Origin of the sequence: Mycobacterium sp. KBS0706 (genome assembly GCF_005938675.2) — a bacterium.
GTDB lineage: Bacteria > Pseudomonadota > Alphaproteobacteria > DSM-16000 > Inquilinaceae > Inquilinus.
Map to the genome: position 1 here is coordinate 1 of NZ_VCCH02000019.1, position 26,250 is coordinate 26,250.

Annotated in this window: 24 protein-coding genes; 9 read left to right on the forward strand and 15 right to left on the reverse strand. The window is 70.5% G+C overall.

Features of this window, described 5'->3' with window-relative positions; all coding sequences use genetic code 11:
• Positions 1-314 precede the first annotated feature (314 nt).
• Positions 315-2,714: a pyruvate dehydrogenase gene (locus tag FFK22_RS12620; RefSeq protein WP_221938559.1), complete on the reverse strand. Its 2,400-nt coding sequence runs from the start codon at positions 2,712-2,714 to the stop codon at positions 315-317.
• A gap of 189 nt (positions 2,715-2,903) precedes the next feature.
• Between FFK22_RS12620 and FFK22_RS12625 the strand changes: the two genes are divergently transcribed.
• Positions 2,904-4,223: a DUF1800 family protein gene (locus FFK22_RS12625; protein ID WP_138893194.1), complete on the forward strand. Its 1,320-nt coding sequence runs from the start codon at positions 2,904-2,906 to the stop codon at positions 4,221-4,223.
• Positions 4,224-4,227: 4 nt separating this feature from the next.
• Complete coding sequence (locus FFK22_RS12630; protein WP_138893195.1) at positions 4,228-5,463, forward strand: DUF1501 domain-containing protein; 1,236 nt, start codon at positions 4,228-4,230, stop codon at positions 5,461-5,463.
• Between the two features lie 7 nt (positions 5,464-5,470).
• Here the strand turns inward: FFK22_RS12630 and FFK22_RS12635 are convergent, their stop codons facing one another.
• A complete protein-coding gene (locus tag FFK22_RS12635; RefSeq protein WP_138893196.1) occupies positions 5,471-7,069 on the reverse strand; it encodes a DUF4070 domain-containing protein in 1,599 nt (532 codons plus the stop codon).
• 131 nt (positions 7,070-7,200) lie between these two features.
• A complete protein-coding gene (locus tag FFK22_RS12640) occupies positions 7,201-7,584 on the reverse strand; it encodes a darcynin family protein (RefSeq protein ID WP_306770102.1) in 384 nt (127 codons plus the stop codon).
• An 82-nt stretch (positions 7,585-7,666) separates the two neighbouring features.
• On the opposite strand from FFK22_RS12640, the gene FFK22_RS12645 reads away from it, so the two are divergent.
• Positions 7,667-8,257 (forward strand): TetR/AcrR family transcriptional regulator, encoded by a 591-nt coding sequence (locus tag FFK22_RS12645; protein WP_138893197.1) that lies wholly within the window; start codon positions 7,667-7,669, stop codon positions 8,255-8,257.
• 8 nt (positions 8,258-8,265) lie between these two features.
• Here the strand turns inward: FFK22_RS12645 and FFK22_RS12650 are convergent, their stop codons facing one another.
• The 5 genes from FFK22_RS12650 to FFK22_RS12670 form a co-directional block, all read right to left on the reverse strand.
• Complete coding sequence (locus FFK22_RS12650; protein ID WP_138893198.1) at positions 8,266-8,469, reverse strand: hypothetical protein; 204 nt, start codon at positions 8,467-8,469, stop codon at positions 8,266-8,268.
• 60 nt (positions 8,470-8,529) lie between these two features.
• The gene (gene leuA, locus FFK22_RS12655; RefSeq protein WP_221938560.1) at positions 8,530-10,293 is read right to left on the reverse strand and encodes a 2-isopropylmalate synthase; all 1,764 of its coding nucleotides are present in this window, start codon (positions 10,291-10,293) and stop codon (positions 8,530-8,532) included.
• Between the two features lie 219 nt (positions 10,294-10,512).
• Positions 10,513-11,415: a PHB depolymerase family esterase gene (locus tag FFK22_RS12660; RefSeq protein ID WP_138893199.1), complete on the reverse strand. Its 903-nt coding sequence runs from the start codon at positions 11,413-11,415 to the stop codon at positions 10,513-10,515.
• 5 nt (positions 11,416-11,420) lie between these two features.
• The gene (gene moaB, locus FFK22_RS12665; protein ID WP_138893200.1) at positions 11,421-11,954 is read right to left on the reverse strand and encodes a molybdenum cofactor biosynthesis protein B; all 534 of its coding nucleotides are present in this window, start codon (positions 11,952-11,954) and stop codon (positions 11,421-11,423) included.
• 76 nt (positions 11,955-12,030) lie between these two features.
• Entirely contained in the window at positions 12,031-12,903 is an 873-nt protein-coding gene (locus tag FFK22_RS12670; protein ID WP_143956812.1) for a uracil-DNA glycosylase family protein, read from the reverse strand.
• Positions 12,904-13,066: 163 nt separating this feature from the next.
• On the opposite strand from FFK22_RS12670, the gene FFK22_RS12675 reads away from it, so the two are divergent.
• The 3 genes from FFK22_RS12675 to FFK22_RS12685 all read left to right on the forward strand — a co-directional run bounded on the left by FFK22_RS12675 (position 13,067) and on the right by FFK22_RS12685 (position 15,644).
• Positions 13,067-14,713 (forward strand): electron transfer flavoprotein-ubiquinone oxidoreductase, encoded by a 1,647-nt coding sequence (locus FFK22_RS12675; protein WP_138893239.1) that lies wholly within the window; start codon positions 13,067-13,069, stop codon positions 14,711-14,713.
• An 84-nt stretch (positions 14,714-14,797) separates the two neighbouring features.
• The gene (gene irrA, locus FFK22_RS12680; protein ID WP_138893238.1) at positions 14,798-15,214 is read left to right on the forward strand and encodes an iron response transcriptional regulator IrrA; all 417 of its coding nucleotides are present in this window, start codon (positions 14,798-14,800) and stop codon (positions 15,212-15,214) included.
• A gap of 7 nt (positions 15,215-15,221) precedes the next feature.
• The gene (locus FFK22_RS12685) at positions 15,222-15,644 is read left to right on the forward strand and encodes a VOC family protein (protein WP_138893237.1); all 423 of its coding nucleotides are present in this window, start codon (positions 15,222-15,224) and stop codon (positions 15,642-15,644) included.
• 3 nt (positions 15,645-15,647) lie between these two features.
• On the opposite strand, the gene FFK22_RS12690 is transcribed toward FFK22_RS12685, so the two are convergent.
• Positions 15,648-16,118 carry a phosphatase PAP2 family protein gene (locus tag FFK22_RS12690; RefSeq protein ID WP_138893236.1) on the reverse strand — a complete coding sequence of 157 codons (471 nt, stop codon included), beginning with the start codon at positions 16,116-16,118 and terminating at the stop codon, positions 15,648-15,650.
• A gap of 173 nt (positions 16,119-16,291) precedes the next feature.
• On the opposite strand from FFK22_RS12690, the gene FFK22_RS12695 reads away from it, so the two are divergent.
• The gene (locus tag FFK22_RS12695) at positions 16,292-18,868 is read left to right on the forward strand and encodes a penicillin-binding protein 1A (protein ID WP_138893235.1); all 2,577 of its coding nucleotides are present in this window, start codon (positions 16,292-16,294) and stop codon (positions 18,866-18,868) included.
• Between the two features lie 3 nt (positions 18,869-18,871).
• Here the strand turns inward: FFK22_RS12695 and glcF are convergent, their stop codons facing one another.
• On the reverse strand, positions 18,872-20,167 hold the full coding sequence (gene glcF, locus FFK22_RS12700; protein WP_138893234.1) for a glycolate oxidase subunit GlcF: 1,296 nt from the start codon (positions 20,165-20,167) through the stop codon (positions 18,872-18,874).
• A 132-nt stretch (positions 20,168-20,299) separates the two neighbouring features.
• On the opposite strand from glcF, the gene FFK22_RS12705 reads away from it, so the two are divergent.
• Complete coding sequence (locus FFK22_RS12705) at positions 20,300-20,950, forward strand: hypothetical protein (protein WP_143956813.1); 651 nt, start codon at positions 20,300-20,302, stop codon at positions 20,948-20,950.
• Between the two features lie 45 nt (positions 20,951-20,995).
• Here the strand turns inward: FFK22_RS12705 and FFK22_RS12710 are convergent, their stop codons facing one another.
• The 4 genes from FFK22_RS12710 to ykgO all read right to left on the reverse strand — a co-directional run bounded on the left by FFK22_RS12710 (position 20,996) and on the right by ykgO (position 24,263).
• A complete protein-coding gene (locus FFK22_RS12710) occupies positions 20,996-21,250 on the reverse strand; it encodes a GlsB/YeaQ/YmgE family stress response membrane protein (RefSeq protein WP_138893232.1) in 255 nt (84 codons plus the stop codon).
• Positions 21,251-21,320: 70 nt separating this feature from the next.
• A complete protein-coding gene (locus FFK22_RS12715) occupies positions 21,321-22,511 on the reverse strand; it encodes an FAD-binding protein (RefSeq protein ID WP_138893231.1) in 1,191 nt (396 codons plus the stop codon).
• Between the two features lie 4 nt (positions 22,512-22,515).
• The gene (locus FFK22_RS12720) at positions 22,516-24,003 is read right to left on the reverse strand and encodes an FAD-linked oxidase C-terminal domain-containing protein (RefSeq protein ID WP_138893230.1); all 1,488 of its coding nucleotides are present in this window, start codon (positions 24,001-24,003) and stop codon (positions 22,516-22,518) included.
• 134 nt (positions 24,004-24,137) lie between these two features.
• The gene (ykgO, locus tag FFK22_RS12725) at positions 24,138-24,263 is read right to left on the reverse strand and encodes a type B 50S ribosomal protein L36 (RefSeq protein WP_138893229.1); all 126 of its coding nucleotides are present in this window, start codon (positions 24,261-24,263) and stop codon (positions 24,138-24,140) included.
• Positions 24,264-24,512: 249 nt separating this feature from the next.
• Between ykgO and FFK22_RS12730 the strand changes: the two genes are divergently transcribed.
• Positions 24,513-24,971: a cytochrome c gene (locus tag FFK22_RS12730; RefSeq protein ID WP_143956814.1), complete on the forward strand. Its 459-nt coding sequence runs from the start codon at positions 24,513-24,515 to the stop codon at positions 24,969-24,971.
• A gap of 51 nt (positions 24,972-25,022) precedes the next feature.
• Here FFK22_RS12730 and FFK22_RS12735 read toward each other — a convergent pair whose 3' ends face one another.
• Entirely contained in the window at positions 25,023-26,195 is a 1,173-nt protein-coding gene (locus tag FFK22_RS12735; RefSeq protein WP_138891231.1) for a serine hydrolase, read from the reverse strand.
• Positions 26,196-26,250 lie beyond the last annotated feature (55 nt).

A 26,250-nucleotide genomic window follows, 5' to 3' on the forward strand; every position in this document is an offset into this window, starting at 1 on the left:
GTCGGAGGATGGCGAGGACGATTCGCCCGAGGACAAGCCCAAGCCCCGCCCGGCCACCCGCGGCCGGCGCAAGCCCAAGCCCCCTGACACGGGGTGAACCGCCGGCGCACTCACCCCATCCACCACTTTCAACCTTCACGCGAACGCAACCTTCCACACTCCCCCTGCGGGGAGTGGGGGAGGGGCCTGCCCGCGTCCGCGCCCGCTGTCCTATAAAAACCCTGTCATCCCCGCGAAAGCGGGGATCTCGTTACGCTCGACCGGAGAGAGAGATTTCCGCTCTCGCGGAAATGACGGACAGGAGAGGGACGCCGTCACCGCCCCAGCAGGGCCGCGGCGCAGGCGTCGAGGATGGCGTCGGCGTCCAGGCCGTATTTCCGGTACAGCTGCGGGATGGTGCCGGACTGGCCGAAATGCTCGACGCCGAGCGGCTTGACCCGGTGGCCGTGCACGCCGCCGAGCCAGGACAGCGTCGCCGGATGCCCGTCCAGCACCGTGACCAGCGCCGCGTCCGGCGCCAGCGGCGCCAGCAGCCGGCGGGCGAGGCAGGGCTCGACCGCATGGCCGGCACGCACCGCCGCCAGCTCGGCATGCCAGCCGGCATTGAGCCGGTCGGCCGAGGTCACGGCCAAGAGGCCGGCGCCGGGGATGTCCTCCAGCAGCTGGTCGAAGGCGGCGATCGCCTCCGGCGCCACCGCGCCGGTGTAGACGATGGCCAGCGACGCGCCCGGCGCCGGCTCGCGCAGCCAGTAGCCGCCGGCGATGATCGCCTGGCGCAGGTCCTCGGTCATCTCCCGCTTGGGCTGCTCCAGCGGCCGGGTCGACAGGCGGAGATAGACCGACCCGCCGTCATGGTCGCGCACCCAGTCGCCGCCCGCCGGATCCGAGCCGTCCCGCTGCATGTAGTCGAAGCCCCAGGCCATCACCGCCGCCAGCTCGTCGACATAGGCCGGCTCGAAGCTGGCCAGGCCGTCCTGGGCCATGCCGATCAGGGGCGAGCTGATCGACTGGTGCGCCCCGCCCTCCGGCGCCAGGGTCAGGCCGGACGGCGTCGCCACCAGCATGAAGCGGGCATCCTGGTAGCAGGCATAGTTCAGCGCATCGAGGCCGCGGGCGATGAACGGGTCGTACAGGGTGCCGACCGGCAGCAGCCTTTCGCCGAACAGCGAGTGGGTCAGGCCCAGCGCGGCGAGGTTGATGAACAGGTTGTTCTCGGCGATGCCGAGCTCGACATGCTGGCCGTCCGGCGACATGCCCCAGCGCTGGGCCGAGACCACCTTCTGCTCCTTGAACACGTCGGCGCGGACATGCCGGTCGAAGATGCCGCGGCGGTTCACCCAGCCGCCGAGATTGGTCGAGACGGTGACGTCGGGCGAGGTGGTGACCACGCGCTCGGCCAGCATGTCCTCGCGCTTGGCCAGCTCGCCCATGATCCGGCCGAAGCCCTCCTGGGTCGACATGGTCTCGGCCAAGGCGACGTCCAGCGCGGCGGGCACCGGGATATGGGCGGCGGTGTAGCGCCGGCGCCCTTCGGCGGCGAAGGGCACGTCGGCCAGGAGGGCGCGCAGCGCGTCGGCCAGGTCGTCGATGCCGGCGAAGGGCTCCCACTCCCGGCCCTCGGGCACGCCCTGGCTGGCCTGGAAGGCGGCCATCTGCTCCGGGTTCATCAGCCCGGCATGGTTGTCCTTGTGGCCGGCGAAGGGCAGGCCGAAGCCCTTGATGGTGTAGGCGATGAACACCGTCGGCACGTCGTCGGCGATGCCGCGGAACGCCGCCAGCACCGTCTCCAGGTCGTGGCCGGCCAGGTTGGTCATGAGATCGGCCAGCGCCGCATCGTCATGGTCGGCCAGCAGCTCGGGGATCCCGGCCTCGCCACCGATATCGGCCAGCAGCTGGCGCCGCCAGGACGCCCCGCCCTGATAGACCAGCGCCGAGTAGAGCGGGTTCGGGCATTCGTCGATCCAGCGCCGCAGCGCGGCGCCGCCGGGCCGCTGGAACGCAGCCTCCAGCAGCCCGCCATATTTCAGCGTCACCACCCGCCAGCCCATGTTCTCGAACAGCTTGTCGATGCGGGCGAACAGCCGCTCGGTGACGATCGAATCCAGGCTCTGGCGGTTGTAGTCGATCACCCACCAGACGTTGCGGACGTCGTGCTTCCAGCCCTCCAGCAGGGCCTCGTAGATGTTGCCCTCGTCCAGCTCGGCGTCGCCCATCAGCGCCACCATGCGGCCGCCGGCCCTGGCCTCGCCGCCCCAGCCCTTGAGTGCGACATAGTCCTGGGCGATCGAGGCGAACAGCGTCATGGCGACGCCGAGCCCGACCGAGCCGGTCGAGAAGTCGACGTCGTCGGCGTCCTTGGTCCGCGACGGGTAGGACTGGGCCCCGCCGAGCGAGCGGAAATTCTCCAGGTTCTCGCGGGTCTGCTGGCCCAGCAGGTACTGGATGGCGTGGAACACCGGGCTGGCATGGGGCTTCACCGCCACCCGGTCGCGCGGCCGCAGCACGTCGAGATACAGCGCGGTCATCACCGTGACCAGCGAGGCGGAGGAGGCCTGGTGGCCGCCGACCTTCAGCCCGTCCGGGCTGGGCCGCAGGTGGTTGGCGTTGTGGATCGTCCAGGCGGAGAGCCAGAGGATCTTCTTCTCCAGCGCCTTGAGCAGGCGCAGCCGATCCGCTGCCGTCGCGCCGTCCGCCTCGATGCGCGTGTCACGCACCCTGCGACCAACCGTCCCCATCGCCCGACACCCTCGCCCTGCTGCGGATTGGACCCTACCTTAAGGAGCACGTCAGTGAACCGGACGCAACGGCGGCGCGCTCCCACCGGAACGACGCCGCCCGACGGAATCCCGCCGCCCTGCCGTGCAGGGGCCGGAGGGGTCGTTCGAGAGCGGAGACGGAGAACCATGTCTCTCGTCGAGGCGGCGATTGCCGTGAATCGCTTCGGTTTCGGCGCCCGGCCGGGACAGCTGGACACCCTCGCCGACAACCCCTGGGACTGGCTCAGGGCGCAGATCCGCCAGCCGGCGGCGCCCGCCGGCGACCTGCCGCTGACCAGGGCCGGGCTGGACATCCTGATCGCGGTGCAGAAGGCGCCGGACGAGGAGAGCCGCAAGCCGCACCAGGAGGAGGCCCGGGCGCTGCGCGACCGCGACCGTGTGGCGCATGTCCAGTCGGCGGTGGCCAGCGACACGCCGTTCCGCGAGCGGCTGGTCAAGTTCTGGACCAACCACTTCACCGTCTCCTACGCCCAGAGCTATGTCGTGCCGTTCGGCGGCGCCTATGAGAACGAGGCGATCCGCCCTTACGCCACCGGCCGGTTCCGCGACCTGCTGGGGGCGGTGGTGAAGCACCCGGCGATGCTGTTCTATCTCGACAATGCCCGCTCGGTCGGGCCGAACTCGAAGGGCGGCAAGCAGGCCGGGCTGGGCCTGAACGAGAATCTGGGGCGGGAGCTGATGGAGCTGCACACGCTGGGCGTCGACGGCGGCTACACCCAGGCCGATGTGCGGGCCCTGGCGATGATCCTGACCGGCTGGACGCCCGGCCGCGCCAAGGACCCGCCCGGCACCGTCTTCGCCTTCCGACCGGGCGGTCACGAGCCCGGGCCGAAGACCTTCCTGGGCCGGACCTACCGCGACTCCGGCCAGGCCGAGGGCGAGGTGGCGCTGGACGTCCTGGCGGCGCATCCGTCGACCGCCCGGCACATCGCCACCCGGCTGGTCCGCCACTTCATCGCCGACGATCCGCCGAAACCCGCGGTCGACCGGCTGGCGAAGACCTTCCTGGACACCGGCGGCGACCTGGCCGCGGTGTCCGAGGCGCTGATCGACAGCCCCGAGGCCTGGTGGCCGGTGCGGCGGAAGTTCAAGTCGCCGCTGGACTTTGTGGTTTCGACTGCGCGCGGCTTCGATCTCGGCGACGTCGGGCCGGCCGCGGTGAACTGGACCCGCCGGCTGGGGCAGCAGATCTACAACGCGCCGTCGCCGCAGGGCTGGCCGGACCGCGAATCGGACTGGCTGGCGCCGGAGCTGGTGATGGAGCGGATGGAATGGAGCTATCAGGTGATCCCGCGCCTCGTCGCCGACCAGTCGCCCCTGCCCTTCGTCGAGGCGCTGCTGGGCCCGACCCTGTCGGAGCAGACCAAGGGCGTGCTGCGCGGCGCGCCGAGCCAGCGCGAGGGCATGGCCCTGGCGCTGCTGAGCCCGGAATTCCAGAGGAGGTGAGAGGATGGATCTGACCCGACGCCATCTTCTCGGCGGCTTCGCGGCCACGGCCGCGGCGACGGTGCTGCCGGCCCGGCTGCTGCTGGCCAAGGCGCCGATCGAGCAGCGTTTCGTGCTGATCATCCTGCGCGGCGCGCTGGACGGCCTGGCCGCGATGCCGCCCTATGCCGATCCGGACCTAGCCGAGCTGCGCGGCGCCCTGGTGCCGCCCGCCCCCGGCCAGGACGGCGGCATGGTCGACCTGGACGGGCGCTTCGCCCTGCATCCCGGCCTGGCGCCCCTGAAGGACTGGTATGCCGAAGGCAGCTTCCTGCCGCTGCACGCCGTGGCCTCGCCCTATCGCGACCGGTCGCATTTCGACGGCCAGGATCTGCTGGAGACCGGCGCCGCCCGGCTGGACGGCACCCGCGACGGCTGGCTGAACCGCACGCTGGGCCTGATCGGCGCCACCGACCGCCGCTTCGGCATCGCCTTCGCCGAGGAGATCCCGCTGGTGCTGCGCGGCACCACGCCGGTGACCTCCTGGCTGCCGGACAAGCCGGCCGGCCTGCCGCCGGGCTTCCCCGACCTGGTCGCCCGGCTGTACGACCAGGACCCGGCGCTGCACGCGGCCTATGCCTCCGGCCTCGACACCACCGCCTTCGGCCGGCAGATCCAGGGCATGGTGCAGACCGCGTCCGCCTCAGGCCCCGCCATGCCCGCCCAAGGCGCGATGGCGGCTCCCGCGGCCGGGGCCGACCTGCAGCTCGCCGAGGCCGCCGGCCGGTTCCTGGCCGATCCCACCGGCTCGCGCATCGCCGTGATGGAGCTGTATGGCTGGGACACCCATGTGCAGCAGGTCAAGCGGCTGGACCGGCTGCTCGCCAGCTACGCCGCGACGCTGCAGGCGCTGCGCGCCGGGCTGGGCGAGGCCTGGAAGCAGACCGCGATCCTGACGGTGACGGAGTTCGGCCGCACCGCCGCGGCCAACGGCTCCGGCGGCACCGACCACGGCACCGGCTCGGTCGCCTTCCTGGCCGGCGGCGCGGTGCATGGCGGAAGGGTGCTGGCCGACTGGCCGGGACTGTCCGGCGACAGGCTGTACCTGGGCCGCGACCTGGCCCCGACCACGGATCTGCGCGCCGTGGTCAAGGGCGTGTTCCGCGACCATCTCGGCCTGCCGCAGGACGCGCTGGACCGCGTCATCTTCCCCGGCAGCGCCGACGCGGCGCCGATGCGAGAGCTGGTCCGGAGGGCGTGAGCCGCCGTCAGGCGGCCACGTCGGGCACGGCTTCCGCCTCGATCTCGACCCGCGGCTGCGCCAGCATCTGCTGCACCATGGTGTGCACATGGAAGTGCATGGCGCATTTGATCGCATATTGCTGCAGCACGGACGGGCTGCGCCGGCGCCAGAGGACGCGCAGCATGCGGCGGCGATACTCCCGGCGCAGCTCCGGATCGGGGACGCCCCGAATCAGCATGGTGAGGATGGCGACGGCCTCGAGCAGCAGCCGGGCGTTAGTCCTCAGCCACAGCTTCGGCCGGCGGGAACGGGCCCGGGCCTTGACCCGCCCGGGCGTCATCCCCAGGCCGAGATAGAGCGAATCGACCCGGTCGAAATAGGCCGCGGGGGCGTAGAGCTCCTGCATCAGCGCGACATAGCCCTGGCGCAGCGCGTCTCGGCTGAAGCCGCGCGGCAGGATGTTGGTGCCGAGCTCCCCCATCCCCTCGAAATTGGCCGACAGGTCGAGCCGTCCCTCCGCCTCGAGCCGCTTGTAGAGCGGCGTCCGGGGGATCGCGACCAGCATGTTGACCATGGCGTGGACGATCCGGGCGTCCTGCACGAAGCGGCGCTGGGCGGCGAAGATGCCCGGGTCGTCGTGGTCGAAGCCGACGATCAGGCCGCACCAGACCTCGATCCCGGCGTCCTGGATGCGATGCACCTTCTCCAGCATCGTGCCCCCGCGATCCCGCAGGTTCTGGATCTTCCTGGTCTCGCGCAGCGCCTCCTCGTTGACGGTCTCGATGCCGACGAACACCTGGGTAATATTGGCGTCCGCCATCAGCTGCATCAGCTCCGGGTCCTCGGCGAGGTCGATCGACGCCTCGGTCGAGAAGGTCATCGGATAGAGATTGGCCTGCTGCCAGGCGATCAGGTCGCGCAGCAGCGCCTTCACCGCCTTCTTGTTGCCGATCAGGTTGTCATCGACGATGAAGGCGGTGAGCTTGCCGGCGGCCCGCAGGCCCTCCAGCTCGGCGATCACCTGCGCCGAAGTCTTGATCCGCGGCCGGCGGCCGAAGGTGACGATGATGTCGCAGAATTCGCAGGCGAAGGGACAGCCGCGCGAAAACTGCACGCTGCCCAGGGCGTATTTTTTCATCGGCAGCAGGTCCAGGCGCGGCGCCGGCACCGTCGCCATGTCGGTCCGCTCGGCCTGCTCGTAGCGCCGCTGGTGGCGGCCCTCTGCCCATTCGGCGAGAAAGCGCGGCCAGGTTTCCTCGGCCTCGCCGACGAAGGTCACATCGGCGAGATCTTTGAAATCATCCTCCTGCACGGTCGCCCAGGCGCCGCCGACCACGGTGAAGACGCCGCGCCGCTTCAGCTCCGCCAGGATCGACCGCATGCGCAGCCGCTGCACGTTCATGCCGGTCAGGCCGACGATGTCCGCCCTGGCGCAGCGGTCGAAATCGATCTCCTCGACATTCTCGTCGATGATGGTGATCCGGTGCCCGGACGGCGTCAGCGCCGCGAGCAGCGGCAGGCTCGCCGGCGGCAGCAGGGCCTTGGCGTCGAGAAAACGAATGGCGTGCTCGAGACCCCAATACGAGGTCTCGAAGCGCGGGTTGATCAGCACGATGTCGGCCACGAGCCGCCTCCGCATGTCGTCTGCGTTCAGGCGTCTCCTCCCTGCCCTGATTTCACCTTAAAATCTTTCGCAGGGATAGCGTTTCGTTGCGTGCGGGTTGAGAATCTTTCCGGCCCGGCCGGAGAGAACTCTCACGCCGCCAGCGCCGGCCGACCGTAGTTCTTGGCATAGGCGTTCTCGACGCCGGGCAGGATCTCCAGGATCTGGAACCAGCGATCCCAGAACGGAGTCTCGCGCAGCGCCTCGATCACCAGCTCATAGGCCTGGGTGTCGGCGACGTCCCACACCCAGATATCGGTCGCCCGGGCGGTGTAGAACTCGACGTCGTAGAAGCGGAACCGCACCTGCGGGCTGTGCCGGCGCAGGATCGGCTCGACATGCTCGCGCATCAGGCGGAAGCGCTCGTCGACTTCGATGCCCAGCCATTCCGGCGTGGTCTTGACCAGCATGAAGACGGTCATCACGACCTCGGGCATCACGGCCGGGGCCTCGGCGGCGGTGGTTTCGGTGGACATGGTTGAAAGTCCCGTTTGCGTTGTGGATCGAACGGGGCGAAGAATGCGAGCAATCGCTCACATCGCAAACTCGCGTTCCGCCATGGCCTCCACCGACCGGATCGAGCCCAGGAAACGCCCGGGGCAGGCGCGCTCGACCGAGACCGTGGCGGTGATCCTGGAGGCGGCGGCTCGCATTCTCGAGGAGCGGGGACTGGGCGGCTACACCACCAATGCGGTGGCGGCGCGGGCAGGGGTCAGCATCGGGTCGCTGTACCAGTACTTCCCCGGCAAGGACGCGCTGACCGCGGCGCTGATCGAGCGCGAGACCGCGGTGCTGCTGTCGGACATCGCCGCGGCGCGGGAGGAACCGGACGGTCGGGCGGCGCTGACCCGGATGATCGCGGCGGGGGTGGCGCACCAGATGCGCCGGCCGGCACTGGCGCGCCTGTTGGATTTCGAGGAGCGGCGCCTGCCGATGCAGGCCAGCAACGGCCGGGTCGCCGACCGGATCTGCGCCGCGCTCGCCCAGGTTCTCGGATCTCGGCCGGACGCGGTCACCGCGGTGCCCGACGTGCTGGCCATCATCCGCGGCATGGTCGACGACGCCGGCGAGCGCGGCGAGACCGACCCGCGACCGCTGGAGCGGCGGGTGGCCCGCGCCGTCTTCGGCTATCTCGGCTGGCCGGGGTAGCCGACCTGCTATTCGTCGAGCTTGGCCAGCCCCAGCGTGGCCAAGAGGACGCTGCCGTCATTGGTCAGCACCCAGTTGCCCTGCCGCTCTTCGATCAGGCCGCGGGCCTGCAGGCCGAGGCGCAGATGATCGGCGACGGCCTCATGGCGATGGATGCGCCCCAGGGCATCGCGCTCATCGGCCGAAAGGTCCTCGGGTCGAAGCTGCGGCATGGTCCCCTCCTCAGATCACGGCGCGGCGGCAAGCCGCCGCGCCTGGATGCATCCCCGCGGTCAGGCGGCTCCCTTGCGGACGCCGCGATTGACCGCGCTGGCCACCGCCTTGAGTGAGGCCATGACGATGTTGCTGTCGATGCCGACGCCGAACAGCGTCTTGCCGCCGATCCGCGCCTCGACATAGGTCGCGGCGGCGGAATCGGAGCCGCTGCGCAGCGCGTGCTCGCGGTAGTCGGCGATGTCGACATCGACCCCGGTCTCGCGGCGGAGCGCGTCGATGAAGGCGTTGAGCGGCCCGTTGCCCTCGCCGCGGATGGTCTTCTCGACCCCGTCGATCTTGACCTGCGCCTCGATGTGGCGCTCGCCGCGGCCAGTCGGCAGCGTGGTGTGGCCGGTCACCTCGACCCGGCCAGGGGTCAGGTACTCCTGCTCGAACTCGTGCCAGATCACCTTGGACGAGATCTCCTTGCCGGTCTCGTCGGCCAGCTTCTGGATCACCTGGCTGAACTCCACCTGCAGCTTGCGCGGCAGGTCGAGGCCATGGTCGGTCAGCAGCAGATAGGCGACGCCGCCCTTGCCGGACTGGCTGTTGACCCGGATCACCGCCTCGTAGCTGCAGCCGATGTCCTGCGGGTCGATCGGCAGGTACGGCACCTCCCACAGCCCGCTGTTGCTCTTCTCCATGGCCGCGAAGCCCTTCTTGATCGCGTCCTGGTGCGAGCCGGAGAAGGCAGTGAACACCAGCTCGCCGCCATAGGGGTGGCGCGGATGCACCGGCAGCTGGTTGCAATATTCGACGGTGCGGACGATCTCGCCGACATCGTGCAGGTCGAGCCCGGGGTCGACGCCCTGGGTGAACATGTTCAGGCCCAGCGTGACGATGTCGACATTGCCGGTGCGCTCGCCGTTGCCGAACAGGGTGCCCTCGACCCGGTCGGCGCCGGCCATCAGCGCCAGCTCGGTCGCGGCGATGCCGGTGCCGCGGTCGTTGTGCGGATGCACCGACAGCACGAAGCTGTCGCGCCGGGCGAAGTTGCGGTGGCACCATTCGATCTGGTCGGCATAGACGTTCGGCGTCGCCATCTCCACCGTCGCCGGCAGGTTCAGGATCGCCTTCCGATCGGGCGTCGGCTGCCAGGCGTCGAGCACGGCGCCACAGATGTCGCGGGCATAGTCCAGCTCGGTGCCGGTGAAGCTCTCCGGCGAGTACTGAAACACGATCTCGGTCTCCGGCACCGTCGGTACCAGCTCCTTGATCAGCTTCGTCCCCCGCACCGCGATCTCGGTGATGCCGTCGCGGTCCAGGCCGAACACCACCCGGCGCTGCAGCGTCGAGGTCGAGTTGTAGAGATGGACGATCGCCCGCTTCGCCCCGCGAATGGCATCAAAAGTGCGGCGGATCAGCTCCTCGCGCGACTGGGTCAGCACCTGGATGGTGACGCCATCGGGGATCAAGTTGTTGTCGATCAGCTGGCGGACGAAGTCGAAATCGGTCTGCGAGGCGGCAGGGAAGCCGACTTCGATCTCCTTGAAGCCCATGCCGACCAGCAGGTCCCACATGCGCTGCTTGCGGTCGGTCCCCATCGGCTCGATCAGGGCCTGGTTGCCGTCGCGGAGGTCGACCGAGCACCAGATCGGGGCACGGTCGATGACGCGGTTCGGCCAGTGCCGGTCGGTCAGCGCCACGGTCTGCACCGGACGGTACTTGTCGATCGGCATTCCGGATTTGGGTTGCATCACGGACATCGGATTTCTCTCTCGCACCGGCCGGCCTCGGCCGGACCAAAAGGATAGGGCGAAATGACGACGGGCGCATGACATGGACGCGCCAAGGGGCCGCGGGGCGCGCGATGCGCCGCTCAGCGGCCGGTGATAAGTCGCAGCAGGTCCCGGTTGGGGCGGGCGAAAACCTGTCGGGGCGATCGTTCTGCGGGCATGGTGAGGATCCGGAAAGGGGTCGCAACGGCTTCGGCTTCGACGCCCCTCGGGGCGCCGATCAGATAAGTCGAAGCGTGCTTAGCCGGATCATCATGCTCCCACCTAAGGGGCGTCGGGCCGCTCTGTCAACTGAATCCGCTGGTCGGTGACGCGGTCGAAGAAGCCGGTGATGGCCGGCCCGGTGCCGTCCGGCCAGCCATGCGAATAGGGCCGCTTGCGGTCGAAGGTCGACGGCAGGTCGCAGAACACCACCGGGTCGGCGATGTCGCCCTTGCCCCAGCGCTTGCAACGGAAGGCGGCGCTGGCATCGACCGGGGTGGCGGCCAGCCGGTTCTGGGCGATGCGCTTGTCGCGCTCGGCGATGCCCTGGCTGTAGGGCACCATATTGTCCTTCGGATTGTGCAGCAGGATCGCCGCCACCTGGCCCTGACAGGGCCGCACGCTGCCGATGCCGCCGGCCACCACGGCGGTGGCACGGAACACCCCGGCGCGGCCGCAGGACAGGTCGTTGACGAAGCTGCCGCCCATCGAATGGCCGGCGGCGAAGATCTGAGTCTGATCGACGCACAGCGTCGCCTTCAGCCGCGCCAGCAGGGTGTCGACATAGGCCATGTCGCGGTCGGCCTTGCCGCCCCAGCCGCCCTGCGCCTGCGGATAGACCACGATCGCCGGCCTCGCCGCCGGGCCTTCCAGCTCGAAATAGGTGCGCACCTTCTCGGCCGTGCCGGTGCGGCCGTGGAAGGCCAGGATCAGCCGGGTCGGCACCGATTTGTCGTAGCCGTTCGGCAGGTCGACGATGTAGCGCCAGGATGCGCCCTGGAACTTCAGCGTCTGCCTTCCTTCGGCGGCGGGAAGGCTGCAGCCGCTGGTCGGAAGCGGCTGCAGCTGGGCCAGGTTGGCGCCCGGCGTCGCGGGGCGGGAGCCGTTGCCCGGCGCCACGCAGGCGGCGACGACGAGAAGACAGGCGAAGGCGGCCAGCCGGCCGGCGCGAAGAAGCGAAGTCATCGTGGTCATTTCTCGCGGAGGCGCGGCATCAGCTCGACGAAATTGCAGGGCCGGAACCGGTTGTCGAGCTGGTCCTTCAGGATCAGGTCCCAGGCATCGCGGCAGGCGGAGGGTGAGCCCGGCAGCGCGAACAGATAGGTGCCGCCGGCCACGCCCGCGGTCGCCCGGCTCTGGATCGTCGAGGTGCCGATCTTGTCGTAGGACAGCCAGCGGAACAGCTCGCCGAAGCCGGGGATGTGCTTCTCATAGACCGCGTGGAACGCCTCCGGCGTGACATCGCGGCCGGTGACGCCGGTGCCGCCGGTGGCGATCACCGTGTCGATCTCGGGATCGGCGATCCAGGCCTTCAGCTGCGCCTCGATCGCCGCCCGGTCGTCCTTGACGATGCGCCGGTCGCGCACCGCATGGCCGGCCGCGGCGATGCGCTCGGCCAGCGTGTCGCCGGACTTGTCGTCGGCGGCACTGCGCGTGTCGGACACGGTCAGCAGCGCGATGTTGACGGCGATGAACGGACGTGACTCGTCGATCCGGCCCGGCATGCGTCCCCCCAATGCGGTGGTCGAACGAAGCGGCCAAGCTAGCCGACGGAATGCGCCGGGAAAAGTGAAACGGTGATCAGCCGGCGGACGCGACGCCGCAGCCCAGCTCCTTCATCCGGTGCTTCAGCACCAGCAGGTCGCGCCAGACGTCGCGCTTCATGCCCGGCTGCCGCAGGATGAAGGCCGGGTGGTAGATCGGCATGGTCGGCACCGGCGCGGCCAGGTCCGGGAAGGACCGGTCGTACCAGCGGCCATGGATCCGGGTGATGCCTTCCCGAGTCGCCAGCAGCGCCGCGGCCGAGGTGCCGCCGGCGCAGAGCAGGATCTTCGGCTGCATCAGCGCGATGTGGCGCTCGATGAAGGGCAGCGAGATCGCGATCTCCGCCGCGTTCGGCTGGCGGTTGCCGGGCGGGCGCCAGTTGACGATGTTGGAGATGTAGACCGTGGTGCGGTCGAGCCCGATCGCCGCCAGCATGCGGTCCAGCAGCTTGCCGGACTGGCCGACGAAGGGCTTGCCCAGCCGGTCCTCCTCCGCCCCCGGCGCCTCGCCGACGATCATGATGTCGGACTCGGGGTTGCCGTCGGCAAACACCATCTGGGTGGCGGTAGCCTTCAGCCCGCAGCCGTCGAAGGCGGTCAGCGCGGCCGCCAGCTCCTCCAGCGTGTTGCACCCGGCGGCGACGCGGCGGGCGTCGCCGGTGGCGGCGTCGCTGCCCGGCAGCACCGCGGCGGGGCCGGCCGTGCGGACCGCCGGGGCCGGGGCGGGCTGGACCGGCTGCGGCGCCGGGGCCGCCAGTTGGACCGGTGCCGCCGGCATCGCGGCCGTGCGAGGCCGGCCTAGCGCGCCCGGATCGTCGCCGATCGCCTCGTCGACGCCGGCGTCCTGGTACCATCTCAGCAGGGCGATGATCTCGGCGGGCTGCACGGCTGATTCGCTGATCCTGTCCATGCGCTAGAAGCCGCCGCACCATCCGGCCTGTCAACACCTGCCGCAGCGTCGGCGAGGTCTGGCGCGTCGCAACCGGAGCCAAAGCCGGCGCGACATGATCGGCCATTCGATTCCCGGGATGCATTTCTGTAGCATGCCGCCAACCAAACGACAGGAACGCGCGATGGAACGCGAATCGATGGAATACGACGTCGTGATCGTGGGCGCGGGGCCGGCGGGCCTCGCGGCGGCGATCCGGCTGAAGCAGAAGGCGGCGGAGACGGGGCGCGAGGTCAGCGTCTGCGTGCTGGAGAAGGGGTCGGAGGTCGGCGCCCACATCCTGTCGGGCGCGGTGCTGGACCCGCGGGCCTTGAACGAGCTGATCCCCGACTGGAAGGACAAGGGCGCGCCGCTGGACACCGCGGTAACGCAGGATGAGTTCCACTACTTCACGGGCGTCAGCAGCTTCCGCCTGCCGAACTTCGGCCTGCCGAAGGAGCTGCACAACCACGGCAACTACATCGTCAGCATGGGGCTGGTGACGCGCTGGCTGGCGCAGCAGGCCGAGGCGCTGGGGGTCGAGATCTATCCCGGTTTCGCCGCGGCCGAGGTGCTGTACCACGAGGACGGGTCGGTCAAGGGCGTGGCCACCGGCGACATGGGCATCGGCAAGGACGGCGAGCACACCGGCAACTACACCCCGGGCATGGAGCTGCACGCCAAATACACGCTGATCGGCGAGGGCGTGCGCGGGTCGCTGGCCAAGATCCTGATGGAGCGCTTCACCCTGCGCGCCGATTGTGACCCGCAGACCTTCGGCCTGGGGGTCAAGGAGCTGTGGGAGGTGAAGCCGGAGCACCACCGGCGCGGCCTGGTGCAGCACGGCTTCGGCTGGCCGCTGGACAACGAGACCTATGGCGGCAGCTGGATGTACCATTTCGGCGAGAACCTGGTCTCGATCGGCTACGTCGTCGCGCTCGACTACAAGAACCCGTACCTGTCGCCGTTCGAGGAGTTCCAGCGCTTCAAGACCCACCCGCTGGTCCGCCCGGTGCTGGAGGGCGGCAAGCGCCTGGCCTATGGCGGCCGCGCCATCAACGAGGGCGGTCTGCAGTCGATCCCGAAGCTGACCTTCCCGGGCGGCTGCCTGATCGGCTGCTCCGCCGGCTTCGTCAACGTGCCGCGGATCAAGGGCAACCACACCGCGATGAAGAGCGGCATGGTCTGCGCCGAGGCGGTGTTCGACGCGCTGGCAGAGGGCCGCGAGGGCCATGACGAGGTGACGGCCTATCCGGAGCGGCTGAAGGCCAGCTGGGTCTGGCAGGAGCTGACGGTGGTGCGCAACTGCCGCCCGGCCTTCCGCTGGGGCACGATCCTGGGCACGCTGTATTCCGGCATCGAGCTGTGGACCCGCGGCAAGCTGCCCTGGACCCTGCGCCACAAGCATGCCGACAACGAAACGCTGCGCCCGGCCGCGCAGTCGAAGAAGATCGACTATCCCAAGCCGGACGGGGTGATCACCTTCGACCGCCTCTCCTCGGTGTATCTGTCGAACACCAACCACGAGGAGAATCAGCCGTCGCATCTGAAGCTGAAGGACCCGTCGGTCCCGATCGCCTACACCCTGCGGGTGTTCGACGAGCCGGCGCAGCGCTATTGCCCGGCCGGGGTGTATGAGGTGGTGCGCAACGAGGACGGCAGCGACCCGCGCTTCGTGATCAACGCGCAGAACTGCGTGCACTGCAAGACCTGCGACATCAAGGATCCGAAGCAGAACATCGTCTGGACCGTCCCCGAGGGCGGCGGCGGTCCGAACTACCAGATGATGTGAGATGCGGATCGATCCCCGACGCCGGGGTGTTGTTCCCGGGAGCCGCACAGATTACTGTGCGAAGGGGATCATTGCAGGACCAGAATGACGGACGCCGAGACCACCGCCCCTGTCGACCGGCTGATCGAGGCCGGGCTGCGGCCCACCCGTCAGCGGGTGGCGCTGGCCCGGCTGCTGTTCGACGGCGGCGACCGTCACGTCACCGCCGAGGCGCTGCATGGCGAGGCGACGGCGGCCGGCCAGGCTATGGCGCTGGCGACCGTCTACAACACCCTGCACCAGTTCACCGAGGCCGGGCTGCTGCGCGAGGTGGTGATCGAGGCCGGGCGGTCCTATTTCGACACCAACATCCGCGACCACCATCACTTCTACCACGAGTCGACCGGCGTGCTGCGCGACGTCCATGGCGAGGCGGTGGTGGTCTCGGCCCTGCCCGAGGCGCCAGCCGGCACCCGCATCGCCCGGGTGGACGTGGTGATCCGCCTCACGGACGACGCCTGACGGCGCCATGACCGCCGCGCCACGCATCGACGGGCTGCTCGAGACCTCGCTCTATGTCGCCGACCTGGACCGGTCCGCCGCCTTCTACGAGCAGGTGCTGGGCCTGGGCGTGATGCTGCGCAGCCCGCGCCTGGTGGCGCTGGACGCCGGCCGCCAGGGCGTGCTGCTGCTGTTCCTGGCCGGCGCCACCTCGGAAGATGTGGTCGACTCCTCCGGAACCATCCCGGGGCATGAGGGCACGGGGCGGCTGCACATGGCCTTCGCCGTGCCGGCCGGGGATCTCGAGGCCTGGCGCGCCCGGCTGGCCGAGGCCGGCGTGGCCCTGACCGGCGAGATGGCCTGGCCGCGCGGCGGCGCCAGCCTGTACTTCTCAGACCCGGACGGCCACGTCATCGAGCTGGCCACGCCGGGCCTGTGGCCGAATCGCTGACGGTCACGCCGGCGCCGCCCGGCGAGACCGGCGGAACCGCGCCGCGACCCCGGCGACGAGGATGGCAATGCCGCCCAGCGCCAGCCCGACCAGCACGTCCCCGACCGTGTGGCCGCCCAGGGTCATCATGACGCCGGCGACGGCCAGGATCAGCACGGCCGCTGCTGCGAGGCGCCGGCGCGACCAGCGCGGCCAGACCAGCGTCGCCATCGTCGTCACCGTGACCACGACCAGGGCCGAATGGCCGCTGGGCAGCACCAGGCCGATGTCGCCGAATCGCTCCGGATGCCGTTCGACCACCGCCCGCGCGGCCTGGACCAGGGCGATCGCGACGGCCAGCGCGGTCAGGCTGAACACGGCCAGCCGCCAGCGGCCGCGGGCAAGGGCCACGGCCGCGACGATCACCTGCAGCGGCACCACGACGTACCACCAGCCCAGCAGGCCGATCGACAACAGCAGAACCATCGGTTTCATGCCGCCATGATCCCATGCCCGGCGCAGCGGATGAAAGGGGGCATGGCAGGCGGGCCGTTTCGAGCTATCTGAATACTCACATGCTCCCGCATGGCTTCGTCCAGAAGAAGGCGTTTCCGATTCGCTGGCCGAACGTTTAGTAAGAGACGCCCTGGGACCAATGAACCGCCCGCATGTCCGCCAGCTTTTCCGTCGTCGCCGTCCTGCTGAAGCTCCTGGTCACCACCGCCGGACCCGAGCTGCATCTGCCTGACGCCGGCCAGCTCGCCGCCTATCAGCCGCCCGAGACCACCCGCATCTACGCCGCCGACGGGTCGCTGCTGCGGGAATACTATGTCGAGAATCGGGTGGTGGTGCCGCTGTCGGCCCTGCCGCCCTACATGGTGCAGGCCTTCATCTCGGCAGAGGACCAGAACTTCCGGCGCCATCACGGCGTCGACCCGTCCGGCCTGGCCCGCGCCATGGTCGCCAACATCAAGAATCTGCGGCACGGCCGGCGGCTCGAAGGCGGCTCGACCATCACCCAGCAGGTGGCGAAGAACCTGCTGCTGACCAACGAGGTCAGCGCCCTGCGCAAGATCCGCGAGCTGGTCCTCGCCTTCGAGATCGAGCACGACTTCTCCAAGGACCAGATCCTGGAGATGTACCTCAACGAGATCTATCTCGGCCGCGGCGCCTATGGCGTCGGCGCGGCCTCGGCCCGCTATTTCGGCAAGCCGCCGGCCGAGCTGTCGCTGTCCGAGGCGGCGTTCCTGGCGGCGCTGCCGAAGGCGCCGAACAACTACAACCCGGTCACCCGGCCCGAGGCCGCGCGCACCCGCCGCGACTACGTGCTCGACCGCATGGCCCAGGACGGCGCCATCACCCCCGAGCAGGCGGCCGTCGCCAAGGCCGAGCCGCTGGCGGTGCGCGCCCAGGCGCCGCTGGAGACCGTCTACGCCCCCTATTTCGCCGAGGAGGTCCGCCGCTCGCTGCGCAAATCCTTCGGCAACGACCAGCTCTATCGCGGCGGGCTGGCGGTGCGCACCACGCTCGACCCGCGGTTGCAGCTCTTCGCCGACCGCTCGTTGCGCGCCGGCCTCGAGCGCTTCGACCGCAACCGCGGCTGGCGCGGGCCGATCACCAACATCTCGGCGATGCTGGACCTGCCGGCTTCGGCTGAGGCAGTGGCGCAGGCCGAGGCCGCCCAGGCGCCGGCCCAGCCGGCCGCCCAGTCCCCGGCGCAGCAGGGCCGGCTGCTCGGCGCGCTGTCGGCGATGGGCGTGCGCCTGCCGGAGCAGCAGCAGGCCGCCCCGGCGGTCGCCCCGACCGCCGCGCCGAAGGATGAGCGGCCGGTGTGGCAGCGCTTCCTGACCGGCATCGACCGGCCGGCCCAGATCGACGGCTGGACCCTGGCCGTGGTGCTGGAGGTCGACCGCCAGGCCGCCACCATCGGTCTCGATGACGGCAGCCAGGGCCGCATCGATCGCGCCGACATGACCTGGGCACGCCGGGTCGTCAACGGCCGGGTCGGAAGGCAGGTCGGCGGCGCCGACGACGTGCTGGCCAAGGGCGACGTGATCTGGGTGCAGCCGGCGGCCAAGACCTCGGAGCCGCAGATCGCCGCCTATTCGCTGCGCCAGGTGCCGGAGGTGTCGGGCGCGCTGGTCGCCGTCGACCCGTTCACCGGCAAGGTGCTGGCGATGTCGGGCGGCTTCGACTTCTCGCTCAGCGAGTTCAACCGCGCCACCCAGGCGCAGCGCCAGCCGGGCTCGGCCTTCAAGCCTTTCGTCTACCTGTCGGCGCTGCAGCACGGCTACACCCCGTCCAGCCTGATCTACGACACGCCGATCTCGGTCGATCAGGGCCAGGGCGGCGGTCGCTACCGCCCGCGCAACTACGGCGGCGGCTTCATCGGCCTGGCCACGCTGCGCTCCGGCGTCGAGCGGTCGCGCAACGTCATGACCGTGCGCCTGCTGGTCGAGATGGGGCTGCAGCCGGTCAAGGACACGGCGGAGACCTTCGGCATCTACCAGAACATGCCGCTGTATCCGGCGATGGGCCTGGGCGCCGGCGAGACCACGCCGCTGAAGCTGACCACGGCCTACGCCACCATCGCCAATGGCGGCTACCAGATCAGCCCCTATCTGATCGAGCGGGTGCAGGACCGCGACGGCCGCAGCCTGCGGCAGCAGGGCGTCGTCGGACCGGACCGGGCCGACTGCATCCCCTGCGCCGCCCCCGCCTGGTCCGGCCAGCCGGCGCCCCAGCGGCCACGCGGGCAGGAGCTGGACGACCCGATCGCCAACTACCAGATGATCTCGATCCTGCAGGGCGTCACCCAGCGCGGCACCGCCGCCCGCCTCGCGGGGCTGGGCCTGCCGCTGGCCGGCAAGACCGGCACCACCAATGATTCGAACGACGTCTGGTTCGTCGGCTTCTCGCCGCGGCTGGCCGTCGGCATCTTCGTCGGCTACGACAAGCCGCGCAGCCTGGGCGCCGGCGCTACCGGCGGGTCGATCGCGGTGCCGATCTTCAGCGACTTCATCAAGGACGCGCTGGCCGGGGAAGACCCCGGCGCCTTCGCCGTGCCGCCAGGGGTCAGCTTCGCCTATGTCGACCGCCGCAGCGGCTATTCGGCGGAGCCGGGCGGGTCGGATGTGATCATGGAGGCGTTCCGCCCCGGCACCGAGCCCGGCCCGGCGCCGGTCGCCGACACCTTCGGCGAGACCAGCCAGGATGCGCTGACCGGCACCGGCGGATTGTACTAGGCGTCAGGCTGCGTCCGACAGCGCGGCCGGTTTCGGGCCGCCGGTGGCCCAGTCCAGCAACTCGACGGTGTGCACCACCGGCAGGGCGGTGCCGAGACCGATCTGGGTGATGCAGCCGATATTGCCGGCGGCGACGATCGTCGCCCCGGTGCTTTCCACCGCCCGCACCTTGCGCGCCCGCAGCTCGTCCGCGATCTCCGGCTGCAGCAGGTTGTAGGTGCCGGCCGAGCCGCAGCAGAGATGCCCGTCCGGCACCTCGCGCAGCTCGAACCCCGCCGCGGCCAGCAGGCGGCGCGGCGGTGCCGTGATGCGCTGGCCATGCTGCATCGAGCAGGCGGAGTGATAGGCCACCGCCTGGCCGGTCGGCCGCGCCGGCGGGTTCAGCCCGACCTCGTCCATCAGCTCGGTGATGTCCTTGGCCAGCGCCGAGATCTCTGCGGCACGCTCCGCCCAGGCCGGGTCGGCGCGGAACATGTGGCCGTAATCCTTCACCGTGGTGCCGCAGCCCGAGGTGTTGACGACGATGGCGTCGAGGCCGCCCTCCGCCACGACCCGGCCCCAGGCCTCGATATTCGTCCGGGACGAGGCCAGCGCCGCCTCCTCCCGCCCCATATGGTGGGTCAGCGACCCGCAGCAGCCGGCGCCTGGCGCCACCACCACCTCGACCCCGTGGCGGGTCAGCAGGCGAACCGTCGATTCGTTGATCGCCGGGTCCAGCACCGTCTGGGCGCAGCCCGAGAGCAGCGCCACCCGCCGCTTGCGCGGCCCCTCGGCGGCGAAGACCTGCGGCCGGTCGACCGGGCTGGGCGGCGGCAGCCGGCGCGGCGCCAGGGCCAGCATGGCGCGCAGGCGCTTGGGCAGGAGGCCCGCCACCGGCCGGGCCGCGATCGCCCCCATCAGCGCCAGGCGGAACAGCCGCGGCCGCGGCAGCACCGCCGCCAGCAGCGCCCGGATCGCCCGGTCCTGCAGCGGCCGGCGATAGGTCTTCTCCACCACCGCGCGGCCATGGTCGACCAGATGCATGTAATGCACGCCGGACGGGCAGGTGGTCATGCAGGACAGGCAGGACAGGCAGCGGTCGAGATGCTTGGCGACGCTGGCCGGTGCCGGGCCGCCGCCCTCCAGCATTGACTTGATCTGGTAGATGCGGCCGCGCGGGCTGTCGAGCTCGTCGCCCAGCACCGTGTAGGTCGGGCAGGTGGCGAGGCAGAAGCCGCAATGCACGCAGCTGCGCAGGATCTGCTCCGACACCGCATTGTCGGGATCGGCCAACTGCGCCAGCGAGAAATGAGTCTGCACCCGCACTCTCCCGTCGTTGCGCCCGACACTAGCCCGCGGCCCGGCGCCAAGGGAACCCGGCCGATGCGGCCGGCAGCGTTGTCAACCGGCATAGGGGTTAGTACGCTGGCCGCAAACACCGGGGAGGCCGAGATGACGATGGTTCGGAGACGCCGCGCCCTGCTCGTGGCCCTGCTGGGCCTGTCCGGCACGGCATGGGCCGGAGGGCCGGTGGTTCAGGACATCGCGTTGGGCCAGACGCCGCAGGACGCGGCCGCTTTCACAGGGCAGGCCGTGACCTTCGCCGCGCCGGGCGAAACGCCCTGGACCGGCCTGGTCGCCGCGGCGCGGCCGGGCGACGGCACGCTGCTGCTGCAGTTCACCCCGCCGGCCCAGGGCAACCGGCTGTATTCGGTGGCCGAGACCGTGCGCTTCGACGCCGGCGGACCGCGCAGCGCCGCGGACGCGCTGGCGCCACTGAAGGCCCGGTTCGGCGAGCCGGCGGCGGTGTTCGACCAGACGGGCAAACAGGTCGCGGTGTGGCGCTTCGTCGGCGGCAAGCCGGCGGCGGCGAGCGTCGACGTCGCCTCGGACTGCTCGCCCTATGCCGCCGCCACGGTGGCGGGGCTGCGGCCGATCGGCTGGCCCGGGGCCTGCGGCGAACTGGTGTTCGCGACGGTGGAGCTGGCGGCCGACGGAGTCCCGACGGCGCTGCGGGTCACGCATGCCGACAGCGATGCGGCACAGGCGCTGCAGCCGCACCGCGGCGAGCCCTACGCGCATCTGGCGAAGTCGATCCGATAACGAGAAACGGTGCGGCCTGTGGCCGGGCCTTGGGCCGCACCGATGTCAGGCCGCCCGGCGGCCGGCGACGATCCGATAGATGATCAGAAGCACGATCGCGCCGATGACGGCGAGGACGAATTGTCCGAAGCCGGTCTCGGGCACGATCCCGAGCTGGCGGCCCAGCCAGCCGCCGACGAAGGAGCCGGCAATACCCAGGAGGATCGTGATGATGAAGCCGCCGGGGTCCCGGCCCGGCATCAGGAACTTCGCGACCAGGCCGACCACGAAGCCGATGATCAGCATCCACAGGAATTCCATAGAACGTCCCCTGTTCAAGAGCTGCGCGTGTTCATAACGCGTGATCGTGCCCGAGGTTTCCGATCCTGTCTCAAATGATCATCCGCCCCGGCGACAGAATCCCCTTCGGATCGAAGGCCTCGCGAACCCGGTGGCTGAGTACCTCCAGCGCCGACGGCTGCGGCTCGAACACCGGCAGCGCCGCACGCAGCCCGGCCGGCGCCCGAATCAGCGTCGCATGTCCGCCGCCAGAAGCCGCGACCGCGGCCCGGATTGCGGCGGCCCCGGCATCGCCGTCCGGCGGCACGGCGATCCAGACCAGTCCCCCGCCCCAGTCGAAGTAATGCGCCCCGCCGGCGGCGGCGGCGATTCGCGGCCCCATGGTCGGCGCCACCGACACCCGCCACACGGCGCGCCCATCACTGTCCAAGGCGTCTCCGGCGAAGGAGGCGACATCGCGGATCCGGCGCCAGAGGTCGACCGATTCGCCGGGGTCGAGCACGGCGATCGGCCCGGCGTCACCGAGCAGCTGTGACAGCGCCGCGACCCGGCTGTCGACCGAAGGGCCGAAGCCCTCGATCCGCACCAGGCTGCGCGCGGCATCGCCGAGGATGCCGGCCGGCAGATGGGCGGCGCCCGAGACCTCGTAGGGGCTGGTCAGCGCCCGGGTCAGCACGGCGACGCCGGCCGTGTCGTCCAGCCCGGCCACGGCGAGGGTGCGCACCGTCTCCGGCGCCGGCAGTACCTTGACCGTGATCCGGGTCATGGCGGCCAGCGTGCCGAAGGCGCCGGTCAGCAGCTTCGGCAGGTCGTAGCCGGTGACGTTCTTGACCACCCGGCCGCCCGACTTGAAGGACTGGCCGTGGCCGGACACCGCCTCGATCCCCAGCACATGGTCCCGCGCGGCCCCGGCCTTCAGCCGCCGCGGCCCCGCCAGGTTGCAGCCGACGGCACCGCCCAGCGTGCCCGCATCGGCCGGGCCGCCATAGAGCGGGCCGAGATCCGGCGGCTCGAAGGCCAGGGCCTGGCCGCGGGCGGCCAGCGCCGCCTCGATCTCGGCCATTCCCGTTCCGGGACGGGCGGTCAGCACCAGCTCTTCCGGCTCGTAGACCTCGATCCCGGCGAGGCCGGAGAGGTCGAGCGCATGCGCCGCCTGCACCGGCCGGCCGAAGCCGCGCTTGCTGCCGCGGCCGACCAGCTCCAGCGGCACATCGCCGGCCAGCGCCCAGCGGACGATCTCGAGCACCTGGTCGTCGGTATCGGGTTTCAGGGTCTCGGTCATCGGTTCAGAAGCGGGGCAGGTCGGGGAAGCGCGTGGCGCCGTGGTGGATGTGCACCCGGCCGAGCTCGGCGCAGCGGTGCAGGGTCGGGAACACCTTGCCGGGGTTCAGGAGCCCGTCCGGGTCGAAGGCACATTTCAGCCGCTGCTGCTGCGCCAGGTCCTCCGGCCCGAACTGCACCTCCATCAGGTCGCGCTTCTCGACCCCGACGCCATGCTCGCCGGTCAGCACGCCGCCGACCTCGACGCACAGCCGCAGGATGTCCGACCCGAACTCCTCGGCCTTCTCCAGCTCGCCCGGGACATTGGCGTCGTACAGGATCAGCGGGTGCAAATTGCCGTCGCCGGCATGGAAGACATTGGCGACGCGCAGCCCGTGGCGGCGCGACATCTCCTGCATCCGGGCCAGCACCTCGGGCAGGCGCTTCCGCGGGATAGTGCCGTCCATGCAGTAATAGTCGGGGCTGATCCGGCCGACCGCCGGGAAGGCGGCCTTGCGCCCGGCCCAGAAGCGCAGCCGCTCTTCCTCGCTGGCGCTGACCACGCAGACGCTTGCGCCGCAGTCGCGGCCGATCGCTTCGACCCGGCCGATCAGGTGGTCGACCTCGGCCTCCGGCCCGTCCAGCTCGCAGATCAGCAGCGCCTCGACATCCAGCGGGTAGCCGGCCTTGACGAAGGCCTCGGCGGCATGGATGGCGGGCTTGTCCATCATCTCCAGCCCGCCCGGGATGATGCCGGCGCCGATGATGCGGGCGACGCAGTCGCCGCCGGCCTCCGACGACGGGAAGCCCATCAGCACTGCGCGCTGGGTCGCCGGGCGGCGCAGCAGCCGTACCGTCACCTCGGTGACCACCGCCAGCAGCCCTTCCGAGCCGGTGAGCACGCCGAGCAGGTCGTAGCCCGGCGAATCGAGATGCTTGCCGCCGAGGCGCAGCACGGTGCCGTCGATCAGCACCACCTCCAGCCCCAGCACATTGTTGGTGGTCAGCCCGTATTTCAGGCAGTGCACCCCGCCGGAATTCTCGGCGACATTGCCGCCGATCGAGCAGGCGATCTGGCTGGACGGGTCGGGCGCGTAATAGAAGCCGGCATGGGCGACGGCGTTGGTGATGCCGAGATTGGTGACCCCCGGCTGCACCCGGGCGCAGCGGTTGTCGAAGTCGATCTCGAGCACCTTGTTGAACTTGCCGAGGCCGAGCAGCACGCCGTCCTCGAGCGGCAGGGCGCCGCCGGACAGCGAGGTGCCGGACCCGCGCGGCACCACCTTCACCCCCAGCTCGTGGCATTTGCGCAGCACCGCCGAGACCTGCGCGGTGGTCGAGGGCAGCACCACGATCATCGGCAGGGTGCGGTAGGCGGTCAGCCCGTCCGATTCGTAGGCCCGGCGCTCGCTCTCCGCCGTGATCACGCCCTCGCCCGGCACGATGGCGCGCAGCGCCGCGGCGATCTCCTCGCGGCGCGCCAGGATGGCGGCATCGGGGGCTGGCATCTTCATCGGCGGGACCTCCGCCGCGGACGATAGGAAGGCCGGACCGATCCGGCAAGCTCGGCTACCAAGTCCAAAGGCCGCAAAATCAAAAGGCCGCGTCCGGGGACGCGGCCTTCGACCGATTCAAGGAGCGGCTGAAATCAGCCCTGGCGCGCCTTGAAGCGCGGATTCTCCTTGTTGATGACATAGACACGGCCCTTGCGGCGGACGACACGGCAAGCGCGGTGGCGGGTCTTCAGGGTCTTCAGCGAGTTCGCGACTTTCATAATCCATATCCCATGCGGCAGCGCCGGCGCCGCCGGGAGCAGGAGCTCGCGGGCCGGAATTAGAGGCGCGGACCATAGTGGCGGCCCCGCATCCTGTCAACCACGCGCGTATCGATTTCAGGCGTAACCCTGCGGCACGCGGCAGCGAACGGAGCCGCGGAGCGCGAACGGGCTGGAGATTGCAACAATTCCTCCAGCATACTCGCGCCCATCATCGCCGGACCGGCACCCACCCCAGGGGGAGGCACCATGCGTTCGTTGAAGTTCGCCGTCATCACCGCCGCCATCGTCAGTTGCGGCGCCGCCATCGCCTGGGCCGCCACGCCCGAGGAGGTCGTGACCCAGCGCGAGGATGCGATGAAGACCTTCGGCGCCAGCGCCAAGACCCTGACCGGCTTCGTGCGCGACAACCAGGGCACGATCGACGACGTCAAGGCGGCGACCGGCAAGATGGCGGGCGTCAGCGCCAACCTGCTGACCCTGTTCCCGGAAGGCACCGCGGTCGGCGTCGGCAAGAGCGCGGCCAAGCCGGAAATCTGGACCAACTGGGCCGATTTCCAGGCCAAAGTGAAGGGCGCCCAGGACGCCATCGCGGCGCTGGACACCGCCGCGCAGGAAGGCAACGCCGCCAAGGTGAAGGCCGCCTTCCCCGCTGTCGGCCAAGCCTGCGGCGCGTGCCATGAGACCTATCGGGTGAAGAAGAGCTGACGGTCACACACCGCACACGACCCGAGGCCTCCGGCCTCGGGTTTTCTCTGCCTAACCCAAAGCCTGAGCGATGGCCCGGAAGCCGGCCAGCAGCCGGTGGTCGAGCGCGTCGTCGACCGCCGCGGGTTGCGACGACATCTTGGCGATGACCAGCTCCGCCGCGCGATCGACATAGATCCACTGGCCGTGGATGCCGATGCCGCAGACCACGTCCCGGCCGGGCCCCGGCACGTACCATTGGCTGCGATAGCGCCCCTGCGGCGCCAGCTGCGCCAGGTCGCCCTGCGCCCAGGCCCGGGCGTCGCCATTGTCGAGGATGTCGTCGACCCAGGCCTGCGGCACCACCTGGATCCCGCCGACGCGGCCGTCCCGCCGCATCAGCTCGCCGATTCGGGCGAGGTCGCGCAAGGTCATGCTGATGCCGCCGGCGGTGCGCGGCGCGCCCAGCCGGTCGAGCGTGATCGACGCATCCGCCTCCGTCCACATCGGCCGCCACAGCAGCTCGGACATCAGCGCGCCGAAGCGCATGCCGGAGGCGCGCTCACAGATCCAGCCCAGCATGTCGGAGTTGGGCGAGACATAGTGGAAGGTCTCGCCGTGCCGGCTGCCGTCGGGCCGCAGGGCGGCAATGAAGCCGCGCAGGTCGTTGTCCCGGGCCACCTCGCTGGGCGGGTTCCAGCCCATGGCGACGCGGTAGCGGGCGACGTCGCCGGCGGGATCGACATAATCCTCGGCGAAGCGGATGCCGACCGTCATGTCCAGCACATGCCGCACCGTGGCGCCGTCATAGGCCGACCCCGCCGCCTCCCGCACATAGGCGGTCACCGGCGCCTCGGGGTCGAGCTGGCCGCGGCCGACCAGGATGCCGGCGATCAGGCCGGTGATCGACTTGCTGATCGAGAAAACGATGTGCTGGGCCTTCGGGTCCAGCCCATGGGCGTAATGCTCGGCCACCACCGCACCGCGATGCAGCACCAGGAGGCCATCGGTGTCGCTTTCGGCCATCAGCCGGGCGACCGACCCGCCCTGCTCCGGCATCGCGACCCGGTCCAGGTCCAGCGCCGGCCCGGGCCTCAGGCAGGCGGCGAATTCGCCGCGCGGGATCTCGGCCACCGGCACCAGCCGGCGGACATTGCGGAAGCCCCAGCGGCTGTAGGGCGCCTGGCGCCAGTTGGCGAGCGTCGCCTCCGGCGCCGGCTCGTTGGTCTGCAGCTCGATCACCATCGCCGTCCCTGTTTCTTCGCCCCGAGGGGCCGCCGCCTTCGGGCGGCAGCCCACT